Origin of the sequence: Roseivirga sp. UBA1976 (genome assembly GCF_002336325.1) — a bacterium.
GTDB lineage: Bacteria > Bacteroidota > Bacteroidia > Cytophagales > Cyclobacteriaceae > Roseivirga > Roseivirga thermotolerans.
Window position 1 is genome coordinate 22,807 of sequence record NZ_DDDQ01000028.1, and the last position, 11,121, is coordinate 33,927.

Genomic DNA, 11,121 nt, shown 5'->3' on the forward strand with positions numbered 1-11,121 from the left:
AAAGTAAGGGTAAGAGTTGATCGTCAATGCTATTATATTGTTCCTTTCTGCGGCCATTCCGGGAGCTGTATTGCTACGCACGGGGCTAATGTTTGGACAGCGCATGCAGTTGTTTTTGGTGTTTGCCGGTGCCTACCTGTTTTCCGTTACCATCATTCATCTTATTCCTGACTTATTCCTTTCTAATGAGAATCCATTTAACATTGGGCTCTATGTGCTCATTGGCTTCTTTTTACAAAAGGTTATTGAAAACTTTACCAGCGGGGTAGAGCATGGGCACGTACATGCACACGCAGAACACTCCGTAGTATATCTGCTGGTGGCTCTTTGTTTACATTCATTTTTGGAGGGCAGCATCATGACGGATTCCATACACTCAAACCACAGCCCCGAGCTGGCCTATGAGCATGGCAGCTCTCCTAAAATATTGTTGGGTATAGTAATGCATAAAATACCGGCTGCAGTAGCTCTAATGACTCTATTGCTCAACAGATTCAAGCTAAAATTTCAGGCCTACTCAGCCTTGCTCATATTTGCCCTGGCCTCTCCCTTAGGCCTGTTTGTAAGCGAGTTTATGAGCCATGGCAACTTATTACCCGAAAAGTACATGATCATTTTCTTTGCCATTGTGGCGGGTAGCTTTTTACAAATTTCTACAACCATATTTTTTGAGACAGACCCTAATCATAAGCTCAATTGGTTGCGGTTTGGGGTCTCGGTTTTTGGAGCCTTGTGTGCCGTATTGGCACAGCTGGTTATCTGAAACCTTGTTGCGTAGCTTTTCTTAATACATTTGGACATGGGGCATCATCACCATCATCATCATGGCCACGCGAGCACGAAAAACTTGAAGGTGGCCTTTTTCCTGAACCTGGGTTTTACCTGTATTGAATTTATTGGAGGCTTGTTTACGGGCAGTCTGGCCATTCTATCGGATGCGCTGCACGATCTGGGCGACAGTGTGAGTATAGGCCTGAGCTGGTACTTTCAAAACCTATCGGAAAAGAAGCGGAATAATACATTTTCGTATGGCTACAAACGCTTTTCGTTATTAGGTGCCATTATTAATGCCGTGGTGCTGCTTGTGGGTTCGGTCATAATCATCAGCCGTGCAGTGCCTCAGGTACTTAACCCTACCGAGGTGAATGAAAAAGGCATGCTCTACATAGCCATTTTCGGTGTATTGGTAAATGGTGTGGCGGTACTAAGACTTAGAAAGGGAAGCTCTATTAACGAACGGGTTATTAGCCTTCATTTGTTGGAAGATGTGTTGGGTTGGATAGCCGTTTTGGTGGGCAGTTTGCTCATCATGTACTTCGATTGGTATTTCATAGACCCTCTGCTCTCTGTGCTTATCGCCTTATTTATTATCTACAACGTGTTTGTAAACATCAAAAAAAGCTTCAGCATTATTCTTCAGGCCACACCTGAAGAAATAGATCTGGAAAAGGTGCATAAACGCCTGAGAACCATCCCCGAGGTCATTGAGGTTCACGACTGCCACGTTTGGTCTATGGATGGAGAATACCATGTACTCTCGGCACATCTGGTACTCGACAAGTCGTACGATCTACGCCTGCAAGCGGCCATTAAAAAACGAGCGAAATATCTGCTTCACGAATTAGGCATTGAGCATTCTACGCTTGAGTTTGAACTCAAGGACGAACACTGCAAAGACTGTTAAACTAAAACTGCTTTAAGAAAGTGAGTTTGGCAATGGTTTGTTGCTGCTGAAAGTCTCTCTCGTGGGTGCTAATGGTGTTGCTGTTAAAAACCAAGTATAAAAATGAAAGGGGCTGATACTCCCAACTGAAACGCACATTCCATCTGCCCTGATCATCGAAAGAATTGTACTGATAAAAAGAAGACATTTGAATGCGTGGGTTCACAGCCAGTCTTGCACCTAAAGTGGTTAAGTGCGTTGCCATATTTTGTTGTAGAATACCCAGTTCTTCAAGTAGAATGTATTCATAGTCAACGTTTAAGGCAAAGTGAGGAGAAGGGGCTACTCTTGCTCCTCCTACTACCTTTTTCTGTCTTCCATTGTAAAATTCACCCCACTCATAGCTTCCGCTAAGCGACCACTTCTTAGACTGATCGGTTCTAATATTGATATCGTGCCTCACATAAAAGAACTCCTCTTGCGGAATAGCAATACCCAATGGGGCAAAGCTAAAGTTGATGTTCTGCCAGGTGGGTGTAATGGCGTATTCCACAAAGCTTCCATCAGTAAAAAACACATATATGGGAAAGAGGTAAAGACTGGCTTGCTGAAAACTGCCCGGATTGTTGGCATCGTGATAATAATTCACAAACAGCCCCGGATCCCACCTTCTTATCCACTTCAGTTTTTTGGGTCTCACAATCCAGTAGCCTCCTGGGTTATGCCTGATTACATTGCTCTGGCTTATAAATCCCATGGCCGGGTTGTAGGATTGGTCTATGTACTCGGTTACCCAGCCCCAGTAAGACTTATTAGCCTGTCTTCCGGCAAAGAACCTTCCGGCAAAACCCAGATCACCCTTTTCATAATCGGTAGAAACAGAAGCAAGGTAATTGACCGTCCACTGATCGGAAGGTCTAATGAGCCCGTCTATGGTCCATGTGGAATTGTTTTGGGTTTCTCTATTTAGCGACTCTGAGCTTTCATTGAGTCGGTGTGTAAACATAAAGCCCACGTTGTTCTCCTTGCCGTAGTTATGGGCATATCTCAGTACACCAAAATTGGCGGCCTGCGAAATGTCTGTAGCGGCCTGATGAATATACATGCCGGCCAGTGTCTGTTTCTCGTCTCGTTGAGTATACCTTACACCCACATCAATGGGGGCCGGCTGCGCATTGAAATCACCGGCCAAACCAATTTTTCGACTAAAAAAAGGCCTTATGGCAAACTGATAACTGCCAGACCATATCCCTGAGTTTTCCAGAAAAAATTGCCTTCGCTCAGGAAAGAAGATATTGAACCTCTCCAGGTTGTTTACGGCCCTGTCTACATCGGCCTGAGCAAAGTCTGTATTGAAGGTAAGGTCTACTACCGTATTGGGGTTCACAGCCCACTTAGCGTCTCCACCCAGTTTAAAACTACTCTCGGTAGTTTTTGCACCGTCCTCCGTTTGGTTTTCATATTGAAACAAAGCATAGGGTTCCACACGCACATTAGCGCTTGGCTCCGGCAGCTCCAATCCTTTCAACTGCGCTGCGTAAGTCATTCGGTATGGACTAAACGACTGTGGAATGGCCGGAAAAACGGTTTGTTCATAGTCCCTTCTGGCCAGACGGGTAAACGTAATACCCCAGGTTACCTCCTCACCTTTTATGGGCAAATCGTACCGTAGCGACTTAAAAGGAATGGCAAATTCGGTATAGTAGCCCTCATCGGTCTGAGAAGTTCGCACCATCCAAAGAGCATTCCAGTCGTTGTCTGTGCTCTGGTCATTAAAGTTCTGCAGGTCTCGCTGATTGCCATAAGGTGTGGTCTGGAAGGCAACGGCATATTGCTTTAGGTTTTGTGGGTCCAGTTGTATGCCGAAAATATCATTTTCTCCCCAGCTGAAATCACGCCTTAAATCCTGAACGCGAATGCCTCGTTTGCCTAAGCTATCGGCACAAAATGCCCCTACATACAGGTACTTATCATCAAAAAGTACTCGCACTTGCGTTTTGTACCGATACGCTCCTCCCTGCCTTGGCTCCATTCTAAAGAAATCAGCAATGGGTACAGCCCTTTGCCAATCGCTTTCGTTTAGCTTGCCATCAATTTTAATGGCTCCTTTTGCCCGAATTGCCCGAACAACCTCTTTTTCTTTTGGAGGCGAAAAGTTTCCGTCTGCTTGCTGCGCAGTCAAGGCGGTTGACCAAAAGAGAAAAAACAGGGAATAAAGTTTCATTGGGTTGGGTTCATATAAGCTGACGTTTACCCTCTAATGCAAGCCCCCAAATCACCGTCAAAGCAGAAAAAACTAGTAACACAGATATATTCATAAATACGCCAGCTGTACGGCTCCTCGATCGGAACTGAAACTCCGGCAGGTTGTCGAGCTCTTGTAATCCGAGCATTTCATTTTTGAACACGAAGGGCATAAAATGGGCTCTCCAGTTCAAGCTAAAAGACCTTACATAATCTTTGAACTGTTCGTAATGTGCAGAAGAGGTGCCGGCCAGCCGAGTGGCTCCATCGTGAAACATGACAGCCGGGCTTAGAATCCCCCAGGCATTTACCCATCTTTGCTGTTTGGCTAGCTGTGCATCGAACCTTTCAATAAGCGGGGCGAGCCGTTTTTCTGTAAGTTCCTGGCTGGCAAAATAGCCTTGCCAATAACCATAAGCATTCTCTCCTTTGTTGCTTATCAGTTCCGGATGGTTTCGTAGGTACTCATCCAGCACCTTATTCTGCTCCTTACTTAGTTCCTTTTTAGTCTGCCGAATCTCATTGAGCAACTTTACTCTGGAAGGCATGGGATACACCGTATTAGCAGCCTGATTGATCACAGTGGGTACAACCAGTACCAGTAGAATCCATAGAGAGAGCATAGAAACGGCATTTCTGGCCGAAGATCTCCCCAAGAGGTTCGCCAAGTAAGAGATGGCAAACCAAAAAGCCAGATAGGCATAAGTGAGTAGAAAGAAAACTAACAACTGCATACTAAAACCTGTGCGGGCGATAAGAACCGTGGCCAGGAGAACTGCAGTGAGTATGAGTAACAGGAAGAAATAACGGATAATGAACCGCTGCAACAACCATAGATTTATTTTAATAGGATTCGAAGCCAACAGTTTTAACCGACCGGATTCTAACTCCCGGGTACGCAAGTTGTAGGTGAACGCAATAATTATAAGAGGTACAAGGTAGGTTAGCACAAAGGCCAAATCGAAGTTTCCAAAGAGCAATTGCACCGGATTATTAAGTTCATTGAAGCTCAGAGTAGCCAAATCTTCGTTGAGAGCAATTTTAAGTTGGTGAGTGTATAGGTCGCTTTGCCCTATGGCCAGCTTGCTCATTTGGGTGGCCGGCATGGTACCCAGGCGTCCGGTGGAAATGGCCAGGTTCATTGGTGAAAGCCTGTAGGCATTGGGATGCTCTTCTCCCTTACTTAGGGCCAGGGCCACCTCTTTGATGAGCTGCTCTTTGGCCTGCTGAGCAGCCAGGGCTTCTTGCTGATCGGCCGTCCTTCTTTCATAATGCTTTAACCCATTGTGACCGGCATAGAGACAAAGTAACACCAGCACAAGACTGAGTGAAACAAACCAGAAGTTTCGGCTCAAAAGTTTTAATTCATGACGAATGTTCAGGTTGACCATATTAAATGCGGGTTGAAGCAAAAATTAACAGACCAAATGATACCAGCAGCCAGGCGGTGAGAATGCTGAGGTTGCTGCTATTGGCACTCATCACTTCGTTAAAATCGGGCGCCTCAAAATGGAACTCAGGTATCTCGGAGAGCAACGAAGCATCGGCCTTATAGCCCCACTCTCCTAGCCTGGAGTTTTCAGCAAAGTTGGTATTCAAAATCTCCTGCATTTTTATGCGATGCTTTTCGGCTTCATCGGCAAAGTGCCAATGGGTGGAGTAGTCGGTGTGGGCCAAAGACATAGACATAAAGCGGGTAGGCAGAAAGGGAGAGAGAACGGCCAGTTTTTGATATACCGTGGTTTGCTCTTTATGAACCTCCTTTAGCCTTTCGTTGTGCTTAAAGTAAATTTCGGCCTCATGCTCTTCTCCCTTTTGCATTCGAAAAGCATCGAAATTGAAAGGCAGGTCTTCCAGTTTATTTACCTGATAGGCCTCCAAGGTCTCTCGTTCCAATTTTTTAGATGCTTCACTCCAGGGGTCGTGTCCATCCAGGCCTTTTTTCTTGTCTTCGGCAATAGCCGCCTCGAACTCTTGCCGGGTAGGATAGGGATGTTTTTCATTGGTGTAGCTGCTGGCGATTTTTGGAACCGCCAGACAGCTACAAATCCAAATTGCTAGTAATGTAACCAATGAAATACCCGAGCTATTTGTCAATGAGGAAACAACAAGGGTAATACTGTTGACTATGGCAAAATAGGCCAGATAAACCAACCATAGAGTGGCCAGAAACTTCCAGTCAAATTCTCCGATAAATAAAGCCGCCACCACAAACAGGCAGGTAGTGAGCATGGCCACGGGCAGGTAGTTGCCCAGCCATTTGCCGGCTATAAGTTGCCTGTTGCTTATTCCCTGAGTCTTAATGATTTTCAGCGTTCCCTGTTCCTTTTCTTTGGTAACCGACTGGTGCCCCAGGGCAATAATCATTAAGGGTACAATAAAGAGTAAAATAAAATCGGGGGTCAGGTCTCCAAAGCGTGAGAGCCCGGTTTGATCGGCCGCAGCTACATGGTCAGCCTCATTTCTGGAGTGGGCTTCCAGAAAAATAGACACTCCGGTATACTTCTCTACCCCGGGGTCTATTAGCGCCAGCGGAAACTGAGGTTTGAAAGCAAAGGTGCCATAATGAGCCGCATTGTGCGGGTTGGTAGAGCCTTGAGCCAACCATAGTTCTCTGGCCTGATTTGCAGCCTCAATGCGCTGCCGATTTTTTTCTTGCCAGTGCACGTGGCTAATGTATGTGGCCACCATGCTGAGCAATACCACTATGCCCAGCATCCATTTAAACTGCCCCGACCTTACGATCTCTTTGATTTCTTTAGCTGCAACCAGAAATACCATCTTTCAATTACTCATGTGGTTGAGATACAGTTTTTCCAGATCGCTATGGTTGATTTCTTCGGTAGAGAGTTGTTCAACCAGCTTACCCGACTTCATAATGCCAATGTTGGTACCTGTCTCTTTGGCCCTGAACAGATCGTGGGTAGCCATTAGAGTGGCTACGTTTTGCTTGCTTAGGCGAAGTAGCAACTCCGAAAATTCGTTGCTGGCCTTTGGGTCTAGTCCGGAGGTTGGTTCATCGAGCAAGAGCACCTTTGCTCTCTTGGCTATGGCCATGGCCACTCCCACCTTTTGGCGCATTCCTTTAGAATATGCCTTTACTCTTTTTTTATAAGCCTCAGCCTGAAGGCCGGCCTCTTTTAGAAAGCCCACCAGTTGCTCGTGGTGGTACTTCATGCCTGCCAGACCTACAAAGTATTCAAGGTTTTCCAAGCCACTTAGTTCATTGTATAGAACCAGGTTCTCAGGAATATAAGCTATCAACTTTCTGGTGGCCTGAGGGTTTTCCGTTACTTCAAACTTATCGATTACCGCTTTGCCGCTGGTTGGTGCAATAAAATTGAGAAAGAGATTAATTGTGGTCGATTTTCCGGCTCCATTGGCGCCTAAAAGGCAATAGATATCTCCCGGCTCAATGGATAAGTTGAGGTCGTCTAAAGCCAAATGCTCCTGATACTTTTTTGTGAGATTTACTGCGTGCAGCATGTTTTTCATTTTTGCAACAATGATGCAAGTATGAAAACTTATTTTGTTTTTGCAACAACGATGCAAAAATGATTTCGCCTTAATTGAGGAGTGGCTGCATGGCTATACCATCGGGCATATTAGAGTTTGTTCCAACTATCAGACAATAAACGAATTGCCTCTAAACGGCCTGTAGAATCGATATATCTTGGCTTGAGCATTTCATAGCGCTGCAAGGTGCTCAAAGCTGCACGATATATCGCAGAATCGGACCGGCTTGGCGTGTAGTCTTTGGGTAAGGCATATGTAAAATATCCGTCTTGCATCACAGCAACGGGCATGTGGAAGAAGTTACGTTCCACAAAGTTTCCTGTTTGCTCCTGACTAATGGAGGCTTCAACAAAAAAGTCTACGGCATGGTCCGGATAACCAAAAAGATAACCGTAGGCACGGTAGCGGTCATTCCGGCTTTCATATTCAATGGTGGTAAGCACTGTAGCCGGATCTGAATTGCTCGTAAAACCCCACTGGCCAAAAAACTCTGCCTTTTCGCTAAGCAGCTTGGCCATTAAGTCTCTGCGGCAAACCAACAATTGAAGGTTCCGCTTGCCCCGGTAGGTGTTTTTAAAGGGAATTAAGTGGAAGGAAAAGTACTCATTTGAAAGGCTACTCAACACCTTATTCCATTGTGTAAGTTCGGCAAAGGCCATTTGGGTTGAGTCAGACATCAGGTCTACCACGTCTTCATCTCCATCGTGCTGCTCACCACTTTTGGCCAATGGGTAAGAAAGGGGAAATCCCAGGCTACTGATTGGTTTGAGTGTATCCAGCAGGGTGTAAAGCGCCTCATGTTCAAGCCCAAAACTGAGCAACTCATTGGCCATCCGATACTCGGCTTCGGAGAGATGGGACATATTCCACAAATCCGATTTAGAAGCTAGGTTTAGCCGTTGCGTACCGGCACAGGAGGCCAGCACAAGTATAAGGCAGCTGTGTATAAAGAGTCTTTTCATAGCGTTAGTCTACATGTATTGGCCACGGATCCACAAATGGTTTCTTACTTTGCCAAGCTTCTATCTCGTCTGGAGTACAAAGGCAGTTCCGAAGCTCTGAATTAATTTGCTCAGAGTCGAGGTTTTGACCAATGATTACCAATTCGTTCTTTCTGTCGCCATAGAGCTTGTTCCAGCCAGCCTCTATATGGGCTTTATTTTCTACAAATGCCTCGTAGCGAACTCTTTGTTCAAAGGACATGGAACACCACCAAACCCCGGCAAAATCGGCCCGAAGCGAACCTCCTGCCTGACTCCAGGTCAGTGCTTCGTCTGGCCGGGAGGCCAGCCAAAAGAGTCCTTTGCTACGGACGATGTTCGCTGGCCAGAACATGGAAACGTAATTCCAAAATCGTTGGGGATGAAACGGCCTTTTATCCCTAAAAACAAAGGAGCTGATTCCGTATTCTTCCGTTTCTGGCTTGTGTTCATTTTCAAGCTCCTGTATCCAGCCAGCCGACTGTGAGGTGGTTTCGTAGTCGAACTGCTTGGTTCCCATAATGGTTGGCAGTGGTACTTTCCCAAACTCTGTTTCAATAATTTTAGCTTTGGGGTTTAGCTTTTTCATTAGGCCTTTGAGGAGCTTAAGCTGGTCTTTACTCACCAAATCGACCTTGTTTATCAAGATTACATCGGCAAACTCTACCTGGTCGGTGAGTAGGTTTACTATGGTCCTTTGGTCTTCGTCATCGTTCATTTCTCTGCCGGCAATAGTATCTGACGAACCAAAGTCTTTTAGAAAGTTAAAGGCATCTACCACGGTAACCATGGTATCTAGAGTGCAAATGTCTGAGAGGTTTACATCCAGCTCATCACTCTCGAACCAAAAGGTTTGCGCTACGGGAAGCGGCTCGGAAATTCCGGTACTCTCAATAAGCAGGTAGTCATATTTGCCTTCGAGTGCCAGTTTGGCTACTTCTTCTATAAGGTCTTCCCTCAAGGTACAACAAATGCAGCCGTTGCTCATTTCCACAAGCTTTTCATCAGTTCTGCTCAAGGTGTTGCCCTGTTTTACCAGTTCAGCATCAATGTTTACTTCGCTCATGTCATTGACAATTACGGCCACGCGCAGGCCTTCTTTGTTGTGTAGCACATGATTGAGCAAGGTGGTTTTGCCGGCTCCTAAAAAGCCTGACAATACGGTTACGGGTAATTTATTCATCGGATGGTTACCAGTTGTTCTATGTGGTTGAGCTGATTATACATTTCTACCTGCACCTGATAGATTTCTTTGTGGCTCAGGTTTAGGGGTGTATGATTATGACTGTGGCCCTCGTGGCCGGGAAGCTTGAGCGAATAACCGGGTATTTCGAACAGGGTTTCTTCCAGGTTATGAACTACCTGAAGCAGGCTGTCTTTTTCCGCATAGTTGACAGCCTTAAGCTTTTCTTTGAGCGAACCTATGAGCACAATAACTTCTTGCTGCTTCTGGTAGGCTTTGTTGAGCAGGTCCTGATCTTGAGAGGTTCTTGAACAGGACGTGCCGAGCATAAGAGCTAAATAAAGGACAAACAGGTTTCTCATATTACTTGATCAGTGTGGCCTCCTTTAAAATAAAGTTCATGTGGGTGACATCAGAATCATTCAACTTTAGCTTGCCCTTCACCTTAACAATCTGGTCGGGAAGCAGGGCTTTTGGTCTTGTCTTTAACTGAACTTCTGCCACCGTTTCAGGGCCTGCTCCGCCACAGAAGAAGCAAGTGCTAAAGGGCAACGATGAAATGACTATGGCCGAGTCCAGATCGAGGGGTATGTAGTAACCCGAGAGCGTTATCTCTGTATTTTCGAGGCTTTTGAGTTTTTTGTCAAAGGTGGGTACCTCAAAATAAGCCTCCTCGCTTTCAAAGTATTTTGGCTTGAAGGTAACCTTCTCAAATAGCTGCCAACCCTCCGGCTTGGGGCCTGCCATTACCACCAGAATCAGCAATAGGATAAATCTCATTGGCCCACCGATTTCTGTACCCGTTTGTTACTCACATGTGCGCCTATTAGTAAAACTGAACCCAAAACGCGGAACACAGACTCCGTCCATATTGCTTCAAAAGCACTTCCTGCAACTACAAAAGAAAGACCCATGAGGAGCAAGACCCCGGGCATCACATCTTTACACTTACTGTAAGTATGCCCTATAGATACGGTACCTACCAGAGCGGCAACTACAAAAAGCCACAGCTCACCCTGCTCAAGCCAGGAGGTATTGAGTCCGGCCCATAGGGGTGTAAGAAAAACAAGGGGCATGGCCGCGCAATGCAAAGAACACATGAACGAAATACCAATGCCCCAATTGTCCAGAAAAGAAGACGTCTTAACCGTTTTATTCATGCACAATGTTAGTTGCATTTTTAATTAAATGCAACATTGTTGCAAATACTAATTTAAATCCCGGTTATCAATCATCGACTGCCTTGTCATGAACCTGTATTTAAAAAGTGTATTGGTGCAGCCAATGAGGCACTCACTCAGATGGATGTGACCCTGATATTTATAAGGCTTATGCTACGGTATAAAAGCACACTAACGAATCCGAAATAGTTGAGACGGTCTGCCTTGGTGGAAATATAGGAGATGTTGTAACGGAAGGTTGGGCTGAAGATCATACACCCATTGAAGTTGCGGTTGGATAGTCGAAAAATAAATAAGGTAGTCCTATTGCGCCATGTCACCATCAACCGAAAGCTATAAAAAAACCCTGACGTT

The 11,121-nt window shown here is 45.6% G+C and carries 11 protein-coding genes; 2 read left to right on the forward strand and 9 right to left on the reverse strand.

The features are described from left to right. The first annotated feature begins 16 nt into the window (after window positions 1-16). Together B3763_RS02495 and B3763_RS02500 are read left to right on the forward strand one after the other, a co-directional pair. On the forward strand, window positions 17-763 hold the full coding sequence (locus B3763_RS02495) for a ZIP family metal transporter (protein ID WP_286743331.1): 747 nt from the start codon (window positions 17-19) through the stop codon (window positions 761-763). 90 nt (window positions 764-853) lie between these two features. Next, window positions 854-1,684, forward strand: coding sequence for a cation diffusion facilitator family transporter (locus B3763_RS02500; protein WP_229838544.1), 831 nt, complete (start codon window positions 854-856; stop codon window positions 1,682-1,684). Between the two features lies 1 nt (window position 1,685). Here B3763_RS02500 and B3763_RS02505 read toward each other — a convergent pair whose 3' ends face one another. The 9 genes from B3763_RS02505 to B3763_RS02545 form a co-directional block, all read right to left on the reverse strand. After that, on the reverse strand, window positions 1,686-3,887 hold the full coding sequence (locus B3763_RS02505; RefSeq protein WP_286743334.1) for a DUF5916 domain-containing protein: 2,202 nt from the start codon (window positions 3,885-3,887) through the stop codon (window positions 1,686-1,688). 10 nt (window positions 3,888-3,897) lie between these two features. Further along, window positions 3,898-5,298, reverse strand: a complete 1,401-nt coding sequence (locus B3763_RS02510; protein WP_286743336.1) for a DUF3526 domain-containing protein — start codon at window positions 5,296-5,298, stop codon at window positions 3,898-3,900. Window position 5,299: 1 nt separating this feature from the next. Continuing rightward, window positions 5,300-6,688: an ABC transporter permease gene (locus tag B3763_RS02515; RefSeq protein ID WP_286743339.1), complete on the reverse strand. Its 1,389-nt coding sequence runs from the start codon at window positions 6,686-6,688 to the stop codon at window positions 5,300-5,302. Between the two features lie 3 nt (window positions 6,689-6,691). Beyond that, entirely contained in the window at window positions 6,692-7,393 is a 702-nt protein-coding gene (locus B3763_RS02520; protein ID WP_286743342.1) for an ABC transporter ATP-binding protein, read from the reverse strand. A gap of 119 nt (window positions 7,394-7,512) precedes the next feature. Then, on the reverse strand, window positions 7,513-8,385 hold the full coding sequence (locus tag B3763_RS02525; RefSeq protein ID WP_286743344.1) for a hypothetical protein: 873 nt from the start codon (window positions 8,383-8,385) through the stop codon (window positions 7,513-7,515). Between the two features lie 4 nt (window positions 8,386-8,389). After that, on the reverse strand, window positions 8,390-9,586 hold the full coding sequence (locus tag B3763_RS02530; RefSeq protein ID WP_286743350.1) for a GTP-binding protein: 1,197 nt from the start codon (window positions 9,584-9,586) through the stop codon (window positions 8,390-8,392). Beyond that, complete coding sequence (locus B3763_RS02535) at window positions 9,583-9,948, reverse strand: hypothetical protein (RefSeq protein ID WP_286743352.1); 366 nt, start codon at window positions 9,946-9,948, stop codon at window positions 9,583-9,585. The genes B3763_RS02530 and B3763_RS02535 overlap by 4 nt, the downstream gene beginning before the upstream one ends. A 1-nt stretch (window position 9,949) precedes the next feature. Next, window positions 9,950-10,366 carry a hypothetical protein gene (locus B3763_RS02540; RefSeq protein ID WP_189628974.1) on the reverse strand — a complete coding sequence of 139 codons (417 nt, stop codon included), beginning with the start codon at window positions 10,364-10,366 and terminating at the stop codon, window positions 9,950-9,952. After that, the gene (locus B3763_RS02545; RefSeq protein ID WP_286743353.1) at window positions 10,363-10,746 is read right to left on the reverse strand and encodes a MerC domain-containing protein; all 384 of its coding nucleotides are present in this window, start codon (window positions 10,744-10,746) and stop codon (window positions 10,363-10,365) included. Before B3763_RS02545 ends, B3763_RS02540 begins: the two co-directional genes overlap by 4 nt. Window positions 10,747-11,121: the final 375 nt, after the last annotated feature.

Bases quoted from the DNA above. Each gene is read 5' to 3' on its own strand.
- B3763_RS02505 (WP_286743334.1), bottom strand. From the start codon at position 3,887: ATGAAACTTTATTCCCTGTTTTTTCTCTTTTGGTCAACCGCCTTGACT.
- B3763_RS02510 (WP_286743336.1), bottom strand. From the start codon at position 5,298: ATGGTCAACCTGAACATTCGTCATGAATTAAAACTTTTGAGCCGAAAC.
- B3763_RS02515 (WP_286743339.1), bottom strand. From the start codon at position 6,688: ATGGTATTTCTGGTTGCAGCTAAAGAAATCAAAGAGATCGTAAGGTCG.
- B3763_RS02520 (WP_286743342.1), bottom strand. From the start codon at position 7,393: ATGCTGCACGCAGTAAATCTCACAAAAAAGTATCAGGAGCATTTGGCT.
- B3763_RS02525 (WP_286743344.1), bottom strand. From the start codon at position 8,385: ATGAAAAGACTCTTTATACACAGCTGCCTTATACTTGTGCTGGCCTCC.
- B3763_RS02530 (WP_286743350.1), bottom strand. From the start codon at position 9,586: ATGAATAAATTACCCGTAACCGTATTGTCAGGCTTTTTAGGAGCCGGC.
- B3763_RS02535 (WP_286743352.1), bottom strand. From the start codon at position 9,948: ATGAGAAACCTGTTTGTCCTTTATTTAGCTCTTATGCTCGGCACGTCC.
- B3763_RS02540 (WP_189628974.1), bottom strand. From the start codon at position 10,366: ATGAGATTTATCCTATTGCTGATTCTGGTGGTAATGGCAGGCCCCAAG.
- B3763_RS02545 (WP_286743353.1), bottom strand. From the start codon at position 10,746: ATGAATAAAACGGTTAAGACGTCTTCTTTTCTGGACAATTGGGGCATT.